Genomic DNA, 18,492 nt, shown 5'->3' with positions numbered 1-18,492 from the left:
AGCCGCGTGCGAGCGGTCGTCCAGCGGGTCCTGTCGGCATCGGTGAGCGTGGCGGGGGAGGTCGTCGGCGCGATCGACGAGCCGGGGCTGCTGGTCTACCTCGGCGTCACCCACGACGACGGCGACCGCGAGATCGCGTGGACCGCCGCCAAGATCCGCGACCTGCGGCTGCTCCGCGAGGAGCGGTCGGTCGCCGACGTCGGCGCGCCCGTGCTGGTGGTCAGCCAGTTCACGTTGTACGGCGACGGCCGGAAGGGCCGCCGGCCCACCTGGCTGGCGGCTGCTCCGGAGCCGGTCAGCCGCCCGGCGTACGAGGCCGTCTGCGCGGAGCTCGAGCGCTCCGGGATCCGGGTCGAGCGCGGCGTGTTCGGCGCCGACATGCAGGTCACCAGCGTCGGCGACGGCCCGGTCACGCTGATCGTGGAGACCTGACCCCGACCGAGAGACCGGTCGCCAGCGCGGCCGCGAGCTCCCGGTTGGCAGCCCGGCCGGTCCGGCCGACGCCGACGAACTGGACGAACCCGTGCACCTGCTCGGGGAAGCGGCGCAGCTCCACCGCCACGCCGGCGGCGGCGAGCGCCCGGGCGTACGCCTCGCCCTCGTCGCGCAACGGGTCGAACCCCGCCGTGGCGACGTACGCCGGCGCCAGCCCGCCCGGCAGGTCGGCCAGCAGCGGGGAGGCGCGGGGATCGGTCTCGTCACCGGGCCGGGTCAGGTAGCTCGCCTTGGCGACGTCCATGAACGACTGCTCGAGCACCAGCCCCTCGGCGAACGCCCGCCGGCTGTCGGTGCCGCCCCTCATGTCGGTGCCGGGGTAGACGAGCAGCTGGAAGGCCAGCGGCAGGCCCTCCCGCGCGGCCGCGATCGCGGTCGTGGCGGCCAGCGTCCCGCCCGCGGAGTCGCCACCGACGGCCAGCCGCTCGGGGTCGGCCCCCAGGTCGGCAGCGTGCTCGACCACCCAGCGGTACGCCGCGACGCAGTCGTCGTGGGCCGCCGGGAACGGGTGCTCCGGCGCGAGCCGGTAGTCCACCGCGAGCACGCGGACGCCCGCCTGCTCGGCGAGGAAGCGGCACACCGGGTCGTGGGTCTCGAGGTCGCCGATCACCCAGCCGCCGCCGTGCAGGAAGACCAGCAGCGGGCCGACGTCGGCGGCGCCCCGCGGGACGTACAGCCGCCCGGGCCGCTCGCCCACGGTCACGTCCCGCACCGACCCCACCGGCTGCTGCCCGCCCACGAGGACCGCCTGGCGGCGCAGCAGCGTCCGCGCACCGATCACCGGCAGGTCTCCCAGCCCGGGCTCCCGCACCAGCCGGGCGAGGCGCAGCGTGAGCTGGACGTCGCACGCCAGCGTCTGCCCCTGCCGGGCCAGCGGTCGACCCGCGAGCAGGCGTTGCGCCGGGGCGGGCAGGCCCATCAGGGTCCGGTAGGCCGCGGCCTCCAGCCGTTCGCGCACGCTCATGGGCGGCGAACCTACCCGGCGCCGGAACTCGGGACAGCCGCCGTTCACCTGTCGGTGCCAGACTGTGTCCATGACCACAGCCGAGGCCGCCGACACCGACATCGAGGTCGCGGAGACCGAGGACGCGGTGGTCGTGGACCTCCTCGAGATCGAGGCCGGGCTCGCCGAGGTCGAGAAGCACGACCACCGGTTCCTGGACCGCGAGCTCTCCTGGCTCCACTTCAACCGACGCGTGCTCGAGCTCGCCGAGGACCCCCAGGTCCCGTTGCTCGAGCGCACCCGCTTCCTCGCCATCTTCGCCAGCAACCTCGACGAGTTCTTCATGGTCCGCGTCGCCGGCCTCAAGCGCCGGATCGCGGCCGGCATGGCCGTCCGCGCCGCCTCCGGGATGCTGCCACGCGAGGTGCTGGAGGCGATCTGGGCCGAGACCCGCGAGCTCACCAGCCGCCACGCCAACCTGTTCCGCGACGAGATCGTGCCGGCGCTGGCCGACCAGGGCATCGAGCTGGTCCGCTGGGACGACCTCGACCGCGAGGAGCAGAAGAAGTGCAAGCGGCTCTTCCGCGACCGGGTCTTCCCGGTGCTGACGCCGCTGGCCGTCGACCCGGCCCACCCCTTCCCCTACATCTCCGGCCTCTCGCTCAACCTCGCCGTCCTGGTCCGCAACCCCAAGACCGGCAAGGAGCACTTCGCCCGGGTGAAGGTCCCGCCGACGTTCAGCCGCTTCGTCGCCCTCGGCAACCAGCGCTTCGTGCCCCTCGAGGACGTGATCCGCGAGCACCTCAAGCGGCTGTTCCCGGGCATGGACGTGCTGCAGGTCCACTCCTTCCGCGTCACCCGCAACGAGGACCTCGAGGTCGAGGAGGACGACGCCGAGAACCTCCTCGCTGCCCTGGAGAAGGAGCTGCTCCGCCGCCGCTTCGGCCCGCCCGTACGCCTCGAGGTCGAGGCCTCGATCACCCCGGCGGTGCTCGAGCTGCTGGTCTCGGAGCTCGGCATCACCGAGGAGGAGGTCTTCCGGCTGCAGGGACCGCTCGACCTCACCGGCCTCCACGACATCGCCGACCTGTCCCGCGAGGAGCTGAAGTACCCCGCGTTCATCCCGAGCGCCCACAGCCACCTCGCAGAGGTGGAGTCGGCCGCGCCGGTCGACGTCTTCAAGGCGACCCAGCGCCACGACGTGCTCCTGCACCACCCCTACGACTCCTTCGCCACCAGCGTGCAGCGGTTCATCGAGCAGGCGGCCGCCGACCCGCACGTGCTGGCGATCAAGCAGACCCTCTACCGCACCTCCGGCGACTCCCCGATCATCGACGCCCTCGTCGACGCGGCCGAGGCCGGCAAGCAGGTGCTGGTGATCGTCGAGATCAAGGCCCGCTTCGACGAGCAGGCCAACATCCGCTGGGCGCGCAAGCTGGAGCAGGCGGGCTGCCACGTCGTCTACGGGCTCGTCGGCCTCAAGACCCACTGCAAGCTCGCGATGGTGGTGCGCGACGAGCCCGAGGGCATCAAGCGTTACGTCCACATCGGCACCGGCAACTACAACTCCAAGACGGCCCGCAGCTACGAGGACCTCGGCCTGATCACGACCGACGACGTGATCGGCGAGGACGTCGCCCACCTGTTCAACAACCTCAGCGGCTACAGCCGCAACGCGTCGTACGAGCAGCTGCTCGTGGCGCCCGACTCGGTCCGCCAGGGGCTGCTCGACCGGATCCACCGCGAGATCGGCCACGCCCGCGCGGGCCGGCCGGCGCGGATCCGGATCAAGGCCAACTCGATGGTCGACGAGAAGGTCATCGACGCCCTCTACCTCGCCTCACGCGAGGGCGTCGTGGTGGAGGCGCTGATCCGCGGCATCTGCGCGTTGCGCCCGGGCGTCCCCGGCCTCTCGGAGAACGTCCACGTCCGCTCGGTCCTGGGCCGGTTCCTCGAGCACAGCCGGATCTACTGGTTCGAGGACGCCGGCCGGCCGCAGGCCTGGATCGGGTCCGCGGACCTGATGCACCGCAACCTCGACCGCCGGGTCGAGGTGCTGGTGCGGATCCCCGGCCAGGACAACATCGACTCCATCGGGTGGCTGCTCGACCTGGCCTTCGGCGACGACACCGAGGCGTGGGTCCTCCAGCCGGACGGGAGCTGGCAGCGCCACCCGGGTGACGTACATCTCCAGGAGGCGCTCATCGAGCGGCAGCGGAGCCGTCGCACGTAGTCAGGTGCGGGCCCTCGGTTGCCGGAATCGCCGGCGGACCCCCTAGTGTGGTCGCGGTTCGACCCCCGCTCACCAGGAGTTCGCCATGCGTTTGAAGTTCCGTCCCGTTGACGGGGACTTCTACGATCTGTTCACGGACCAGGCCCGTCACCTGCTGCTCGGCTCCGAGCTGCTGGCGGAGATGCTGGCCGAGGGCAGTGACCGCGACGACGTCGCCCGCCGGATGCGCGAGGCGGAGCACGCCGCCGACGAGACCACCCACGACATCGTGAGGCGGGTCAACAGCACCTTCGTGACGCCGTTCGACCGCGAGGACATCTACGCCCTCGCGTCCGGCCTGGACGACGTCATGGACATGATCGACGAGGTCGTCGACCTGGTGCTGCTCTACGAGGTCGCCACCCTCCCCTCCGAGGTCGACAGCCTGGTCGAGGTGATCCAGCGCTGCGCCGAGATCACCTGCGACGCGATGCCGCGGCTGAAGGCGATGAAGGACCTCGACGAGTACTGGATCGAGATCAACCGGCTCGAGAACGCCGGCGACAAGACCTTCCGCCGTACGCTCGCCAAGCTCTTCGGTGGGGGCTACGAGGCCCTCGAGGTGCTGAAGCTGAAGGACATCGTGACCTCGCTGGAGGGCGCGATCGACGCCTTCGAGAAGGTCGCGAACATCGTGGAGCAGATCGCCGTCAAGGAAAGCTGAGCACCCCCTGATGGAACTCGCGATCATCGTCGCGGTGGTCGTCGTCGCCCTCGTCTTCGACTACACGAACGGCTTCCACGACGCCGCCAACGCCATCGCCACCTCGGTCTCGACCCGAGCGCTGACCCCGCGGGTGGCGCTGGCGATGGCCGCCGTCATGAACTTCGTCGGCGCCTTCCTGGGCCAGGAGGTCGCCAGCACCGTCTCCGAGACGATCAACCCCGGAGCGGGCACGCACGGCCTGGTGATCGTGATGTCGGGCCTGCTCGGCGCGATCACCTGGAACATCATCACCTGGTACTACGGCCTCCCGTCGTCGTCCTCCCACGCCCTCATCGGCGGCCTGGTCGGCGCCGCCGTCGCGGCCGGTGCGACCGCGAACTGGGACGTCGTGGTGTCCAAGGTCGTGATCCCGATGTTCCTGTCGCCGGTCGTCGCCTTCGGGCTCGGCTTCCTGGTGATGCTCGGCATCATGTGGGCCTTCCGGCGCGCCAACCCCGGTCGCGCCCAGCGCGGCTTCCGCATCGCCCAGACCGTCTCCGCCGCCGCGATGGCCCTGGGCCACGGCCTGCAGGACGCCCAGAAGACGATGGGCGTGATCTTCCTGGCGCTGCTCACCGGCGACTACGTCTCCCCCGGCGACGACCTCCCGCTCTGGGTGATCTTCTCGGCCGCGGCCGCGATCTCGCTCGGCACCTACTCCGGCGGCTGGCGGATCATGCGGACCCTCGGCCGCCGGATCATCCACCTCGACCCCGCCCGCGGGTTCGCCGCGGAGAGTGTCGCTGCGTCGGTGCTCTACACCACGGCGTACGCCTTCGAGGCGCCGATCTCGACCACCCACACCATCACCTCCGCGGTGATGGGCGTCGGCGCCACCAAGCGCCTCTCGGCGGTCCGGTGGGGGGTCGCGCGCTCGATCCTCATCGCCTGGGTGCTGACCTTCCCGATGGCCGGTCTCGCCGCCGCGGCGTGCTACTGGCTCAGCCACCTGTTCATCGAGGTCCTGCCCTGACGGGTGGTTCGCCCCGGGTGAGATAGTCCCCGAACCTTCTGTCGTCTGGGTCGCCCCATCGCGACAGAAGATCCGGGGACTATCCATCCATCCGCCGGTCACGCCGTACGGCGGATCCGCAACAGGCGCTCCCGCTCGGCGTCGGTCAGGTTGCGCCGCTGCTCGACCGTCCACGTCGGGACCCACCACCGGGGCGGCTCGATCGTCCACGGCCGCTGCGACGGCGCCGCCCACCGGGCCCGGCTGCGGACCTCCCGCATCCGAGCAGCGAGGTGACCGCGGTCGCGGTCCCCGGCCAGGACGGTGAGGTACTCGATCCCGACCCGGCGGAAGGCCTCCTCCCGGTCGCGGTCCCTTCGGCGCTGCGACCCCACGAGGTGGACGGCCCCGTCGTAGTCGACCGCCACGCCGGCCTCCTCGTCGAGCAGGTCCGGCGTCCCGACCATCGTCCCCCACCGGTCGAAGACCGGGCGGTTCGTCCAGGGCCTCGGCAGCTCCGCGTCCTCGGTCCACACCAGACGGGTCCTGACCTCGCGTGGAGACCAGGCGTTCTCGTCGGCGTGGGCGGTCGCCTTCCTGCACTGCCCGATGCCCGTCCACGCCGGGAGCGTCTCCTGGTAGCGGCGGACCTCCGCGGTCGACACCAGGTCGTGGTAGGCGGCCATGTCGATGGCCACGACGGCGTCGCGCCAGTCGGCTGCGTAGCGGGCGAGGTAGGTGACCGACCGGAGCGGGATGGTGACCGGCATGCCGTCCACCAGGACGACGTCGTACGGCCGCAGGTGCTCCTCGGAGATCTCGAACCCGGGCTGCGCCACGATCGTGGAGTCGCCCGTCGCGAGGGTGACCGGCAGGCGGGTGAGCCCGTCGCCGCCGAGACCGTCGAACCAGTGTCCGCCGTACCACCGCAGCCCCGCCCACCCGGAGACCCCGCCCTCGCGAGGGAGGACGGCGGCGGCCTCGACGATCCGCTGCTCCACGACCGAGTCGTCGACGTCCGCCGGCACCCGCAGCCCGCGGCTGGTGGTGCGCCACCGAGGTCCTCTGGCCTGCCCGGGTGTCGGGCCGCTCCGGCCGGTGGGATCGGTCCGCACGGGCATGGTCAGGCCGGGCCGCTCCAGCTCCCACCAGGTGATCGTCGTACCTCGCACCCCCAGGATGCTGCCCCGGATCGGGTCCGCCGTGATCGGCTCTCCACAGGGCTGCCGGGGGGCTGGGTAGTCCCCGGATCTTCGGTCGCGGGAACCGCCTGCCGCCGACAGGAAGTTCGGGGACTATCCGTCCGTCGCGGGGCGCTACCGGAGAAGCAGCCGACCGCTCAGCCGAAGCGACCGGAGATGTACGCCTCGGTCGACTCGTTGTCGGGGGTGGCGAACATCTTCTTGGTGGGGTTGAACTCCACCAGGTGCCCGGGCTCGCCAGCGGCCTTGAGGTTGAAGAAGCCGGTCTCGTCGGAGACGCGGGCGGCCTGCTGCATGTTGTGGGTGACGATCACGATCGTGTAGTCGGTCTTGAGGTCGTGGATCAGGTCCTCGATCGCGGAGGTGGAGATCGGGTCGAGGGCCGAGCACGGCTCGTCCATCAGCAGCACCTGCGGCTCGACGGCGATCGCGCGGGCGATGCAGAGCCGCTGCTGCTGGCCACCGGAGAGACCCATGCCGGGCTTGCCCAGACGGTCCTTCACCTCGGTCCAGAGGTTGGCGCCACGGAGCGAGCGCTCGACGATGTCGTCGGCCTCCGCCTTCTTCATCCGCTTGGCGTTGAGCTTGTTGCCGGCCAGGACGTTGTCGTAGATCGACATCGTCGGGAACGGGTTGGGCCGCTGGAAGACCATGCCGATCTGCCGCCGCACCTCCACCGGGTCGACGTCGGGGCCGTAGAGGTCCTGGCCGTCGACGACGACCTTGCCCTCCACGGTCGCACCGGGGATCACCTCGTGCATCCGGTTCAGGGAGCGGAGGAAGGTCGACTTGCCGCAGCCGGACGGGCCGATGAACGCCGTGACGGAGCGTGCCTTGATCGTCATCGTGACCCCCTCCACGGCGAGGAAGTCCCCGTAGCGGATGTCGAGGTTCGAGACGTCGATGCTCTTGGCCATGATGTGGATTCTCCTCCGTCAGCGGCCGGTCTTGGGGGTGAAGTACCGGCCGATCGCCCGGGCCAGCAGGTTGAGGCCCATGACGATCACGATCAGCACCAGCGCCGCGCCCCAGGCGCGTTCACGCCCGAACTCGGGCGGGATGCCGGGCTGGGTGTACGAGTAGTAGATGAAGACGGGCAGCGTCGCCATCCGCTCCGAGAAGGCGTTGAAGTTCGTGCCGTCGGTGTCGCCCGCGATGATCAGCAGCGGCGCGGTCTCGCCGGCGACTCGCGCCACGGCCAGCATCACGCCGGTGAGGATGCCGGCCATCGAGGTCGGGAGCACCACCTTGGTGATGGTGCGCCACTTCGGGACGCCCAGGGCGTACGACGCCTCACGCAGCTCGTCCGGGACGAGCTTGAGCATCTCCTCGGTCGACCGGACCACGATCGGGATCATCAGCACCGACAACGCGATCGACCCGCCGAAGCCCATCCGGACGCCCGGGCCGAAGAAGATGACGAACAGCGCGTAGGCGAACAGGCCCGCGACGATCGACGGGATGCCGGTCATGACGTCGACCAGGAACGTGATCACCCGTGCCAGCGGCCGGCCCTTGCCGTACTCGATCAGGTAGATCGCGGCCATCACGCCGACCGGGACCGAGATCGCGGCCGCCCACGCGGTGACGATGACGGTGCCGATGATGGCGTGGTAGATGCCGCCGCCCTCGCCGACGACGCTGAACATCGAGTTGGTGAAGAACTCGACCGAGAGCGCCGGCGCACCGTTGCTGACGACCGTCCACACCAGGCTGAACAGCGGCAGCATGGCCAGGACGAACGCGCCCCAGATCAGGGTGCTGACCAGACGGTCCGTGGAGCGGCGTGAGCCCTCGACCGCCCTCGACCAGACCGGGAGCGCGACGACGTAGACCAGCGCCGCCAGCACGACGGCGCCGACGATGCCCCAGCCGAGGACGATCATCGGCAGCGCACCGACCGCTGCCGCGACCACCGCGACCAGCGCGGGCGCCCAGCGGGGAAGCTGCGGCCGTACGAGCGGCAGCGAGGACCGGGTCGGGGTCGGCCGGGTGTCCGTCGTGCTCATCAGCGGCTCTCCTTGACGACGCCGCGCGAGGCGATGGCACGGCCGAGGAAGTTGACGACGAACGTGACCAGGAAGAGCACCAGGCCGGTGAAGATCAGGACGTTCACGTCGACACCGGTCGCCTCGGGGAACTTCAGCGCGATGTTGGCGGCGATCGTCGACGGGTTGACGCTGGAGATCAGGTTGAAGGTGACCACGCCCGTGGCCGACAGCACGACGGCCACCGCCATGGTCTCGCCCAGGGCGCGACCCAGGCCCAGCATGACGGCGGAGACGATGCCCGAGCGGCCGTACGGGAAGACGGTCATCCGGATCATCTCCCAGCGCGTGGCGCCGAGGGCCAGCGCGGCCTCCTGGTGCAGCGTCGGCGTCTGGGAGAAGATCTCGCGGCAGATGGCGGTGATGATCGGCAGCGCCATGATCGCGAGCACGATGCTGGCAGTGAGGATGCTGCGGCCGTTGGCCGGACCCTCGAAGAACGGGAGCCAGCCGAGGTTCTCCGCGAGCCACTCGTAGACGGGGTAGATCTGCGGGCCCAGGAAGCCGATGCCCCAGAGGCCGTAGACGATGCTCGGCACCGCGGCCAGCAGGTCGATCAGGTAGCCGATGGGCTTGGCCAGCCGTCGCGGCGCGTAGTGCGAGATCACCAGCGCCAGGGCGATGCTCAGCGGCGCCGCCATCAGGATCGCGAGGAACGCAGCGAGCAGCGTGCCGAAGAGCAGCGGCCAGACGTAGACGATGATGTTGTCGCCGCCGAGCTCCTCGGGGGTGGCCGTGATGGCCGGCGCGCTCTCGAGGGTGAGGAAGATCGCCACACCCGCGAGCGCCACCAGGATCGTGATCCCCGCCGCGCGGGCGAGGCCCGCGAAGATCACGTCACCGCGGCGACGCACCACAGGGGGAGCCGCTGCTTCCACTGACACGCTGTTCATCCTTCCTGCGGACCGCCGCCACGCACAACCGGTGGTCCACTCATGCCGGTGGACCCTGCCCGGACGACTCCGGGCAGGGTCCCCAGTCTCACGTCACTCGCCGGCAGTGATGCCGTCGACGATGCCCTGCGCCTCCTCGGCCAGCTCGGGCGACAGCGGTGCGGAGCCGGCGTTCTCGGCCGCGGTCTGCTGTCCCTCCTCGCTGATGATGTAGGACAGGTAGCCCTTGACCAGCTCGCCCTCCTCGGGGTCCTCGTAGGACGTGCAGGCGACGAGGTACGAGGTGAGGACGATCGGGTAGGTGCCCGCCTCCTCGGTCTCGTAGTCGAGCTCGAAGGCCATCGACGTCTCGGGACGACCCTCCGTCCGCGGCGAGACCTCGAGGATCTGGGCGGCCGCCTCGGGCGTCGGACCGACGAACTCGTCGCCCACCCCGATCAGCGCGGTACCGAGGTCCCCGGCCTGGCTGGCGTCGGCGTACCCGATGGTGTTGGTGCCGTTCTGGACGGCGGAGACCACACCGGAGGTGCCGTTGCCGGCCTCGCCGGCGTCGATCGGCCACTCGCCGACCTCGCCGTGGGGCCACTCGTCCTCCGCGACCGTGCCGAGGTAGTTGGTGAAGTTCTCGGTGGTGCCCGACTCGTCGGAGCGGTGCACGGCGGTGATCTCGGCGTCGGGGAGGTCCGCGTTCGGGTTGTCCTCGGCGATCGCCGGGTCGTTCCACGTGGTGATCTCGTCGTTGAAGATCGACGCCAGCGTCTCGGGCGAGAGCTGGAGCTCGTCGACGCCGTCGACGTTGAAGATGACGGCGATCGGGCTCACGTAGTTGGGGACCTCGACGAAGTCGCCGCCGCAGCGCTCGGTCGCGCCCTCGACCTCGCCGTCCTCCTCGGACAGGGCGGAGTCGGTGCCGGCGAACGGGTAGCCGCCCCCGATGAACTGCTCACGGCCACCGCCGGAGCCGATCGGGTCGTAGTTGACCTGCACGCCCGGGTTGGCGTCCTGGAAGCCTGCACGCCAGGCGTTCTGGGCCGCCTCCTGCGAGCTGGCGCCACCACCGCTCAGGGTGCCGCTCAGGCCGCTCTCGCCCTCGCCGCCCTCGGCGGGCTGCTCGTTGGCGGCCGAGCAACCGGCCAGGGCCAGGGCCACGGCCGCGACGCCGGGCACGAGGGCCCGACGGATGGAAGTGGTCTTCACTTCGTACTCCTGACACGTCTGTATGTCTGTCGGAACTGACACTGCGAAGGTAGGGAGCGCAGGTGACCGGATCCGGGGTCGTCGGTGAACGGACGGTGAACGAGGTGCGGCAAGTCGTCCACAGCCAGGCGAGCGTGAGACGACCGTCACATGAAGGGAAGGTCGGCGAGGTCCCGGGCCGCGTCCCGGGCGGTCCGCCCCACCCCGATCAGGGTCGCCGAGGCCGGGCCGGTCCAGTCGCCGTAGCCCAGCAGGTGCACCCGGGGGTCCGCAGCGGCGCGGGTGCCGGCCACCGGCCCCACCGGCACGGTGGGGACGACCCCGTGCGCCCGGCCGAGGTGCAGCGGTGCCAGGTGGGCCAGCGCCGGCCGGAAACCGGTGCACCACAGGATCACGTCGGCGGGCTCGTGGGAGCCGTCCCGCCACGCGACGCCGTCCGGGACGACGTGGCTGAACATCGGTCGCGCGTCCAGCACCCCGCGGTCGCGGGCCTCGCGCACGGGCGGGACCATGACGATGTCGCCGAGGCCGCCGACCCCGGCGTCCCCCGTGTCGCCGGCGTCGAGCGCCCGTCTGCGGCGGGTGGCCACGCCGAAGAGCACGCGGCCGTCGACGTCGTCGGGCATGAAGCGGGGCGGACGCGGCGCCACCCAGGTGGTGTGCGCGACGGTAGAGACCTCGGCGAGCAGCTGGGCCGCGGTGTTGCCCCCGCCCACGACGACCACCCGGGCTCCCTCGAAGCCCTCCGGACGCCGGTAGTCCGCAGCGTGGAGGTGCCGGCCCCGGAAGCCGGCCATGCCGGAGTACGCCGGCCAGAACGGCCGCTCCCAGGTGCCGGTCGCCGACACCACCCCCCGCGCCCGCCAGGTGGCGCCGGCCTCGCTCTCCACGACGAGCCGACTGTCGGGCCGGGCCTCCTCCGCACGTACCGAGGTCACCCGCACGGGGCGCACCACGTCGAGGTCGTAGCGCTGCTCGTAGGCGGCGAGGTAGCTGCTCACGTGGCCGGCCGTCGGGAAGCCCGGACCGGGGAACGGCGGCATCCGCATCCCCGGCAACGACGAGTACGCCGCCGGGGAGAAGAGCCGCAGCGAGTCCCAGGTCCGCGGCCACGCGCCACCGGGCCGGTCCGCCGCGTCCAGGATGACCGGGTCGAGCCCGGCGCGCCTCAGGTGGAACCCGGCGGCGAGGCCGGCCTGGCCACCCCCGACGACGAGGACGTCGACGTCACGGTCGCCGGGGGCCAAGGTCAGGCGTTGCTGTCGCTGGGCTGTGCGGTCAGCTCGGCCAGCAGCCCGCGCACCCGGCCGTCGATGTCGTCACGGATCACCCGGACGGCGTCCGCGCCCTGCCCGGCGGGGTCGTCGAGCTGCCAGTCGAGGTAGCGCTTGCCGGGGAAGATCGGGCACGCGTCGCCACAGCCCATCGTGATGACGACGTCGGCGGCCTGCACCGACTCGGTGGTGAGGGGCTTGGGGAACTCCTGGGAGAGGTCGAGCCCGAGCTCGGCCATCACCTCCACGACGGCCGGGTTGATCGAGTCGGCCGGCGCGCTGCCCGCCGACCGTACGACGACGCTCCCCTGCGCGTGGTGGGCCAGCAGGGCGGCCGCCATCTGGGAGCGGCCGGCGTTGTGCACGCAGACGAAGAGGACCTCGGGACGGTCGGACATGATCGTGCCTTTCGTGACGGCGATCGCCCGCAGGCGCTCGCGGGCGAAGCGTTGGGTGAGCAGGGGGACGTACGTCGCCACGGAGTAGCCGGCCAGCGCGTCGTGGCTGTCGGCGACCACCTCGGCGACCGTCTCGCGTGCGAAGACGCCCGCGAACTCCTCGTGCAGGCGGTCGGCGGCGTGGTCGAGCGCCACCTCGAGGGCGGGGTCGACGGGGACGTGGGTCATCGGGTGCTCCCGACGGTCGTGGGGGTGTGGAAGGTGAGCCGCCGCCGGAGCCACAGCGACACGTAGACCAGGGCCACCAGCACGGGGACCTCGATCAGGGGTCCGACGACGCCGGCGAGCGCCTGGCCCGAGGTGACGCCCCAGACCCCGACGGACACGGCGATCGCGAGCTCGAAGTTGTTGCCCGCGGCCGTGAACGCGACCGTGGCGGTGCGCTCGTACGTCAGCCCGGCCCGGCGGGACATCTCGAACGCGACCACCCACATCACCGCGAAGTAGACGAGCAGCGGGAGCGCGATCCGGGCCACCGACGACGGGTCGCTGGTGATCGCCTCGCCCTGCAGGCCGAAGAGCACGACGATGGTGAAGAGCAGCCCGTAGAGCGCGACCGGGCCGATGCGGGGAAGGAAGACCTCCTCGTACCAGTCGGTGCCCCGGCGTGCGATGCCGATCCGGCGGGTGAGGTAGCCGGCGACCAGCGGGATCCCGAGGAAGACCAGCACCGCCTTGGTGATGTCCCACGTCGAGAACGTGACGTCCTCTCCGCCGAGGCCCAGCCACTCGGGGAGCCACTTGAGGTAGAAGGTGCCGAGCAGGGCGTAGGCGCCGATCTGGAAGACGGAGTTGACCGCGACGAGCAGGGCGCCCGCCTCGCGGTCGCCGCGCGACAGGTCGTTCCAGATCAGCACCATGGCGATGCAGCGGGCGAGCCCGACCACGATCACGCCGGTGCGGAACTCGGGCTGGTCGGCCAGGAAGGTCCACGCCAGGGTGAACATCAGGGCCGGGCCGATGACCCAGTTGAGGACCAGCGAGAGCCACAGCATCCGCCGGTCGGAGGTCAGGTGGCCGATCTCCTCGTAGCGCACCTTGGCGAGCACCGGGTACATCATGAGGAGCAGGCCGAGGGCGATCGGCAGCGACGTCTCCCCCACCTTCACCGAGTCCAGCCCCTCGGTGACGCCGGGGACCCAGCGGCCCAGGGCGAGGCCGACCAGCATCGCGGCGACGATCCAGACCGGGAGGAAGCGGTCGAGCAGCGAGAGCCGCTGCAGCACGCCGTCCTCGCCGGTGCGGGACCGCTCCGTCGTCGCGTCGCTCATCAGCACGGCCTCCGCGCGGCGGCCGCCGCCCGCGCGCCGCCGGAGAGGTGACCGAGGTGGTCGGACAGCTCGTCGAGGACGTCCGGGCGCAGGCTGTAGTAGGTGAAGCGGCCGCACGGCTCGGTCTCCACCAGTCCCATCTCGCGGAGCACCTTGAGGTGGTGGGAGACGGTGGTCTGCTTGGCGCCCGTCTCCTCGACGAGGTGGCACGTGCACAGCTGCTCGCGGGCCAGGAGCGCGATGATCTCGCAGCGGAGCGGGTCCGCGAACGCCGTCAGGCGTTGATCAATCTGAACTGATGTCAACGACATGTCTCGATGAGACAGGAGGGACACCGTCGCTGTCAAGGCGTCGGATCACCCGGTGCCGACCGGGTCCCGGCGTGGGTAGGACGCCAGGCACACCACGGCGGCCAGGCCGTTGACCGCCGCCAGCACCAGGAAGGCAGCGGAGTAGCTGCCGAGCAGTCCCGCCAGGGAGGCGCCCACCCACGGCGCCAGGGCGATCGCGACCGTCGCGGGGGCGGTGAGCACGCCGTTGAGGTGTCCGTAGTGACGGCCTCCCCACCGCTCGGTCACGGCCGTCGCCTGGAGCAGCGTGAAGATCCCCCGGCCGATCCCGGCCAGCAGGCCGGCGACGACGACCAGCGCCAGGGAGTCCACGACACCGAGGAGCGCGGTCGTGGCCGCGAGCAGGGCGAGGACGAGGACGGTCGTCCCCCGGCCGCCGAGCCGGCTGCGGAGCAGGCCGAAGCCGAGGCGCCCGGCGACCTGTCCCAGCCCACCGAGGCCGAGGACGAGGCCGGCGGTCGCGAGGCCGATGCCCCGCTCGGCCAGGAGGGGAACCAGGTTGACGATCACGGCGAACGCCGAGAGGGCGGTCAGCGTGAACGCGACCGCGAGCGCCACGAAGGCCCGGCTGGTGACGACCTCCCGGGGGACCGTGCCGGATTCGTCCCGGCCCGCCGGCGCAGCGGGCCACGGCCCCCGCAGGCCCCACAGGTGGGCGGGCACCGTCAGGGCGGCCAGCACGACCGCGAGCACGACGTACGTCGTCCGCCAGCCGAGCTCGCCGAGCAGCGACGCCGTGAGCGGGGCGAACACGGTGCTGGCCAGACCTCCGGCGATGGTCAGCACCGTCAGCGCGCGCAGCCGGTCGTGCGCGTCGTGCCACCGGGTGACGGCGGCGAACGCCGGTGGGTAGAGGACGGCCGACATCGCCGTCCCGGCCAGGACCCACGCCGCGACGAACCACGGCAGGGACGACGACGACGCGACGAGCAGGACGGCGACGGTGGCGAGGAGGGACCCGGTCGTCATCACGGCACGCGGACCGTGCCGGTCGATCCGGCGCCCCACCCAGATCCCGACCGCAGCCGACACCAGCTGGGCGACGGTGAAGGCCGCGATGACCGCGGACGTCGCCCAGCCGGTGTCCTCGGCGATGGTCGGCGCGAGGACCGGGAACGCGTAGAAGAGCACGCCCCACCCGGTCACCTGCGTGAGGCACAGGACCGCGGTCACCCGCCGCCGGCCGGCTCTGTCGAGCCCGGACGGCAGCGTGCTCGTGGCGGCGATCGGCAAGGCGCTCAGCGCGAGGAGATGGTGAGCAGCTCGGTCTCGACCGACGTGCCGCAGCAGCCACCCGCGGCCTCCGGCTCGTCGAACTGCCCCGCCCCGCCGCACACCCCGGTCTCCGGCAGCACCAGCTCGACCCGCTCGGCCGCCTCGGTGTCGCCGTCGATGGCCGCGACGATGCTGCGGACCTGCTCGAAGCCGGTCAATGTCAGGAACGACGGCGCCCGTCCGTACGACTTCATCCCGGCAAGGTAGAAGCCCTGCTCCGGATGCGCCAGCTCCCGCGCCCCGTGGGGGTAGACGGTGCCGCACGAGTGCACGTTGGGGTCGATCAGCGGTGCCAGCGCCCGCGGCGCCTGGAGGACCGGGTCGAGGTCGAGGCGGACCTCGGAGACGAAGCCCAGGTCGGGCCGGAAGCCGGTCACGACCACGACCTCGTCGACGTCGGTCACGACCTGGCCGTCGACCGACTCGATCGCGAGGCGCCCGGCTGCCTCGCGGACGGCGGTCGTACGGAAGCCGTTGCGGATCGTGACCACCGAGGACTCCGCGACCGCCTGCGCCCGCCGCCCGAGCGCGCCGCGCTCCGCCAGCTGGTCGTTGTCCCCGCCGCCGAAGGTGGCCGCGGCCCGGCGCACGAGCCAGGTGACCCGCGTGTCGGGGTGGTCGACGGCGAGCCTGGCCAGGGCGACGAGGGCGTTCTGGGCGGAGGCTCCGGTGCCGGCCACGACGACGTGGCGCCCGGCGTAGCGGTCCCGGACGGCAGGGTCGTCCACGTCGGGCATCCCGTGGTGGATGTGCTCCGCGTGCTCGTGCTCCCCGTCGGCGGGGTAGCCGTCGGCCCCCAGGGGGTTCGGCCCGGTCCACGTGCCCGAGGCGTCCACGACAGCGCTCGCGAGGAACCGCGCGGGCCCCTCCGGGGTGGTGACGTGGACGACGAACGGCTCGCTCTCGCGGCCGGCGTCGACCATCACGTCGCGTCCCTGGCGGGCGACGCCGGTGACGCGGTGCCTGAAGCGCAGCTCGACCGACGCCTCGTCGCCGAGCGCCGCGGCCAGCGGCTCGAGGTAGCGCTCGACCCACTCGTCCCCGGTCGGGTAGGAGTCGGCTGCCGGCGCGACCCAGCCGGTGGGCTCGAGCAGCGCGACGGAGACAGGGTCCAGCAGCTCCGACCACGGCGAGAAGAGACGGACGTGCCCCCACTCCCGGACCGACGCGCCGGCACCGGCGCCCGCCTCCAGCACGACGGCGCGCAGGCCGCGGGACCGGGCGTGGGCCGCGGCGGCGAGGCCGATCGGGCCGGCACCGATGACGACGACGGGGTGCACCATGACTGTCTCCTTGGATCGATGGGCGTCGATCGACAGAGTATCGAGCCGGATCGATGAAAGCAACCATCGATCGCTGTCGATGTAGAGTGTGTGCCATGACCACGGTGACGACGCCTCCCGCGACCAGGACCGGACTCAGCGGCGACGCCGCCCAGACGTACGCCGAGTGGTTCGCCACCCTGTCCGACGCCACCCGGGTGCGGCTGCTCCACACGGTGGCGACCAGCCCCACCGGCTCGCTGCGCGTCGGTGACCTCGCCGACCGGCTCGGCATCAGCCAGTCCACGTGCTCCCACCACGTCCGCAAGCTCGCCGAGGTGGGCTTCGTGCTGGTCGAGAAGGTCGGCACGAGCAGTGTCGTGACCGTCAACCAGGCCTGCTGCACCGGGCTGCCGCACGCCGCCGACGTCGTCATGGGCACGCTCGCCGAGCTCCCCTGCTGCCCGGCGGACCTGCCGGCGGACGTCGTGGTCGAGGCGACCTCGGACGACCACATGCCCGCGGTCCTCGACATCTATGCCCAAGGCATCGCCACCCGGCAGGCCACCTTCGAGACCCGGGTGCCCACGGTCCGCCAGCTCCGCGCCCGGTGGCTGCCGGGGCACGCGTGGGTCGCCATCCGCGAGGGTCAGGTGGTCGGGTGGACCGCCCTCAGCCCGACCTCCCAGCGGGAGTGCTACGCCGGGGTCGCGGAGTCGACCGTCTACGTCGCGGAGTCGGCGCGGGATCGTGGTGTGGGCAAGTCGCTGCTCCACACCCAGGTCAACCAGGCCGACGCCGGGGGCCTCTGGACGTTGCAGACCTCGATCTTCCCGGAGAACCGCGCCAGCCTGGCACTGCACCACTCCGCCGGCTACCGCACCCTCGCCGTCCGCAGCCGGATCGCCCAGCTCGACGGCGAGTGGCGCGACACGGTCCTTCTGGAGCGCCGCAGCACCGTCCGCTGACGCACCACCTCAGGGCCGTGCGTGGACCTCCGCAGCCACGACGACGCCCTTGCGATGGTGGACGACGAGCACCCCGCCCGGCTCGAGCCCGGTCACGGGCAGCCCGACCGCGTCGAGCACCATCGGCAGCACCGGGCGGTGGGTGCAGAGCACGGCACCGGCGGAGCCGTCGACCAGGCGCGCGACCACCTTGCCCACGGACTTCGGCGTCGCCTGCTCCTCGGTCAGCCCGTCGGACTCCTCCAGCTCCCAGCCGGTGCTGTCGACGTACGGCTGGACGGTCTGCACGCACCGGGTCGCCGACGAGCTCACCACCCGGGTGGCGTCCCACACCGCGAGCAGGGCTACCAGCCGCTGCGCCTGGTCGTGCCCGAGCGAGATCAGCGGACGCTCGGTGTCCGGGCGCTTGCGACCCCACGACTTGCGCGAGCGGGCCTTCCCGTGGCGGAGCACGACGAGCGCGCGGGTCTTCTTCCGCAGCCGCTTGGCCTCCTCGAGGGTGGCCCGGTCGTGCGCGTAGCTCAACCGCGCCATCGCCTCGTCGTAGGGCAGCCAGACCACCTCGTCGATCTCGTCGTTGACGAGGTAGGACTCGACGTCGTCGTCACCCACCGGCCAGCCGACCCAGTAGTGGACGGTCTTCCACCGCGAGCCGGTGGCGTAGCGCTGGTGCGACAGCGGGGGTCCGAGCCGGACGTGCACGCCGGTCTCCTCGGCGACCTCGCGCACCGCCGCGACCGCGCAGTGCTCACCCGGGTCGAGCTTGCCCTTGGGGAAGGACCAGTCGTCGTAGCGGGGACGGTGCACCAGCAGCACCTCACGACCCGGTCGGAAGACGACGGCGCCCGCGGCGACCACGTCCCTGCGCTGTGGCATGGGGTTAGTCTCACACCACCCGAGCCCGAACAGGAGACCCGATCAGAGGT

Annotated in this window: 18 protein-coding genes; 5 read left to right on the top strand and 13 right to left on the bottom strand. The window is 71.8% G+C overall.

Translation table 11 applies throughout. The features are described from left to right. Positions 1-6: 6 nt before the first annotated feature. Positions 7-432, top strand: coding sequence for a D-aminoacyl-tRNA deacylase (gene dtd, locus EXE57_RS14630; protein WP_135078719.1), 426 nt, complete (start codon positions 7-9; stop codon positions 430-432). On the opposite strand, the gene EXE57_RS14625 is transcribed toward dtd, so the two are convergent. Then, positions 410-1,459, bottom strand: a complete 1,050-nt coding sequence (locus EXE57_RS14625; protein WP_135078717.1) for an alpha/beta hydrolase — start codon at positions 1,457-1,459, stop codon at positions 410-412. The two genes, dtd and EXE57_RS14625, sit on opposite strands and share 23 nt — an antisense overlap. 70 nt (positions 1,460-1,529) lie before the next feature. Between EXE57_RS14625 and EXE57_RS14620 the strand changes: the two genes are divergently transcribed. The 3 genes from EXE57_RS14620 to EXE57_RS14610 all read left to right on the top strand — a co-directional run bounded on the left by EXE57_RS14620 (position 1,530) and on the right by EXE57_RS14610 (position 5,389). After that, a complete protein-coding gene (locus EXE57_RS14620) occupies positions 1,530-3,671 on the top strand; it encodes an RNA degradosome polyphosphate kinase (RefSeq protein WP_135078715.1) in 2,142 nt (713 codons plus the stop codon). An 85-nt stretch (positions 3,672-3,756) separates the two neighbouring features. Further along, positions 3,757-4,374 carry a DUF47 domain-containing protein gene (locus tag EXE57_RS14615; RefSeq protein ID WP_135078713.1) on the top strand — a complete coding sequence of 206 codons (618 nt, stop codon included), beginning with the start codon at positions 3,757-3,759 and terminating at the stop codon, positions 4,372-4,374. 10 nt (positions 4,375-4,384) lie between these two features. Then, positions 4,385-5,389, top strand: a complete 1,005-nt coding sequence (locus EXE57_RS14610) for an inorganic phosphate transporter (protein ID WP_135078710.1) — start codon at positions 4,385-4,387, stop codon at positions 5,387-5,389. 98 nt (positions 5,390-5,487) lie between these two features. On the opposite strand, the gene EXE57_RS14605 is transcribed toward EXE57_RS14610, so the two are convergent. From EXE57_RS14605 to EXE57_RS14555, 11 genes are all read right to left on the bottom strand, one after another. After that, entirely contained in the window at positions 5,488-6,540 is a 1,053-nt protein-coding gene (locus tag EXE57_RS14605) for a hypothetical protein (RefSeq protein ID WP_135078708.1), read from the bottom strand. Between the two features lie 167 nt (positions 6,541-6,707). Then, positions 6,708-7,487, bottom strand: a complete 780-nt coding sequence (pstB, locus tag EXE57_RS14600; protein WP_135078706.1) for a phosphate ABC transporter ATP-binding protein PstB — start codon at positions 7,485-7,487, stop codon at positions 6,708-6,710. An 18-nt stretch (positions 7,488-7,505) separates the two neighbouring features. Further along, positions 7,506-8,579, bottom strand: coding sequence for a phosphate ABC transporter permease PstA (gene pstA / locus EXE57_RS14595; protein ID WP_135078704.1), 1,074 nt, complete (start codon positions 8,577-8,579; stop codon positions 7,506-7,508). Next, complete coding sequence (gene pstC / locus EXE57_RS14590) at positions 8,579-9,511, bottom strand: phosphate ABC transporter permease subunit PstC (RefSeq protein WP_135078702.1); 933 nt, start codon at positions 9,509-9,511, stop codon at positions 8,579-8,581. Before pstC ends, pstA begins: the two co-directional genes overlap by 1 nt. A 93-nt stretch (positions 9,512-9,604) precedes the next feature. Beyond that, a complete protein-coding gene (pstS, locus tag EXE57_RS14585; RefSeq protein ID WP_135078700.1) occupies positions 9,605-10,708 on the bottom strand; it encodes a phosphate ABC transporter substrate-binding protein PstS in 1,104 nt (367 codons plus the stop codon). Between the two features lie 146 nt (positions 10,709-10,854). Beyond that, positions 10,855-11,955, bottom strand: a complete 1,101-nt coding sequence (locus EXE57_RS14580; protein ID WP_208542866.1) for an ArsO family NAD(P)H-dependent flavin-containing monooxygenase — start codon at positions 11,953-11,955, stop codon at positions 10,855-10,857. Between the two features lie 2 nt (positions 11,956-11,957). Beyond that, entirely contained in the window at positions 11,958-12,608 is a 651-nt protein-coding gene (locus tag EXE57_RS20235; protein WP_135078696.1) for an arsenate reductase ArsC, read from the bottom strand. Further along, positions 12,605-13,711, bottom strand: coding sequence for an ACR3 family arsenite efflux transporter (gene arsB, locus EXE57_RS14570; protein WP_135078694.1), 1,107 nt, complete (start codon positions 13,709-13,711; stop codon positions 12,605-12,607). The genes EXE57_RS20235 and arsB overlap by 4 nt, the downstream gene beginning before the upstream one ends. Further along, positions 13,711-14,022 carry an ArsR/SmtB family transcription factor gene (locus tag EXE57_RS14565; protein ID WP_135078692.1) on the bottom strand — a complete coding sequence of 104 codons (312 nt, stop codon included), beginning with the start codon at positions 14,020-14,022 and terminating at the stop codon, positions 13,711-13,713. The genes arsB and EXE57_RS14565 overlap by 1 nt, the downstream gene beginning before the upstream one ends. Positions 14,023-14,067: 45 nt before the next feature. Then, entirely contained in the window at positions 14,068-15,294 is a 1,227-nt protein-coding gene (locus EXE57_RS14560) for an MFS transporter (protein ID WP_208542865.1), read from the bottom strand. Positions 15,295-15,299: 5 nt separating this feature from the next. After that, on the bottom strand, positions 15,300-16,619 hold the full coding sequence (locus EXE57_RS14555; protein WP_135078690.1) for an FAD-dependent oxidoreductase: 1,320 nt from the start codon (positions 16,617-16,619) through the stop codon (positions 15,300-15,302). Between the two features lie 95 nt (positions 16,620-16,714). On the opposite strand from EXE57_RS14555, the gene EXE57_RS14550 reads away from it, so the two are divergent. Further along, complete coding sequence (locus EXE57_RS14550) at positions 16,715-17,566, top strand: helix-turn-helix domain-containing GNAT family N-acetyltransferase (RefSeq protein WP_135078688.1); 852 nt, start codon at positions 16,715-16,717, stop codon at positions 17,564-17,566. A 9-nt stretch (positions 17,567-17,575) separates the two neighbouring features. On the opposite strand, the gene EXE57_RS14545 is transcribed toward EXE57_RS14550, so the two are convergent. Further along, positions 17,576-18,442 (bottom strand): NUDIX hydrolase, encoded by an 867-nt coding sequence (locus EXE57_RS14545; RefSeq protein ID WP_135078686.1) that lies wholly within the window; start codon positions 18,440-18,442, stop codon positions 17,576-17,578. Positions 18,443-18,492 lie beyond the last annotated feature (50 nt).

The organism is Nocardioides euryhalodurans (genome assembly GCF_004564375.1).
Lineage (GTDB): Bacteria > Actinomycetota > Actinomycetes > Propionibacteriales > Nocardioidaceae > Nocardioides > Nocardioides euryhalodurans.
This window is presented reverse-complemented; position numbering and strand designations above follow the sequence as displayed.

Bases quoted from the DNA above. Each gene is read 5' to 3' on its own strand.
- EXE57_RS14625 (WP_135078717.1), bottom strand. From the start codon at position 1,459: ATGAGCGTGCGCGAACGGCTGGAGGCCGCGGCCTACCGGACCCTGATG.
- EXE57_RS14620 (WP_135078715.1), top strand. From the start codon at position 1,530: ATGACCACAGCCGAGGCCGCCGACACCGACATCGAGGTCGCGGAGACC.
- EXE57_RS14615 (WP_135078713.1), top strand. From the start codon at position 3,757: ATGCGTTTGAAGTTCCGTCCCGTTGACGGGGACTTCTACGATCTGTTC.
- EXE57_RS14610 (WP_135078710.1), top strand. From the start codon at position 4,385: ATGGAACTCGCGATCATCGTCGCGGTGGTCGTCGTCGCCCTCGTCTTC.
- pstB (WP_135078706.1), bottom strand. From the start codon at position 7,487: ATGGCCAAGAGCATCGACGTCTCGAACCTCGACATCCGCTACGGGGAC.
- pstA (WP_135078704.1), bottom strand. From the start codon at position 8,579: ATGAGCACGACGGACACCCGGCCGACCCCGACCCGGTCCTCGCTGCCG.
- pstC (WP_135078702.1), bottom strand. From the start codon at position 9,511: ATGAACAGCGTGTCAGTGGAAGCAGCGGCTCCCCCTGTGGTGCGTCGC.
- EXE57_RS20235 (WP_135078696.1), bottom strand. From the start codon at position 12,608: ATGACCCACGTCCCCGTCGACCCCGCCCTCGAGGTGGCGCTCGACCAC.
- arsB (WP_135078694.1), bottom strand. From the start codon at position 13,711: ATGAGCGACGCGACGACGGAGCGGTCCCGCACCGGCGAGGACGGCGTG.
- EXE57_RS14565 (WP_135078692.1), bottom strand. From the start codon at position 14,022: ATGTCGTTGACATCAGTTCAGATTGATCAACGCCTGACGGCGTTCGCG.
- EXE57_RS14555 (WP_135078690.1), bottom strand. From the start codon at position 16,619: ATGGTGCACCCCGTCGTCGTCATCGGTGCCGGCCCGATCGGCCTCGCC.
- EXE57_RS14550 (WP_135078688.1), top strand. From the start codon at position 16,715: ATGACCACGGTGACGACGCCTCCCGCGACCAGGACCGGACTCAGCGGC.
- EXE57_RS14545 (WP_135078686.1), bottom strand. From the start codon at position 18,442: ATGCCACAGCGCAGGGACGTGGTCGCCGCGGGCGCCGTCGTCTTCCGA.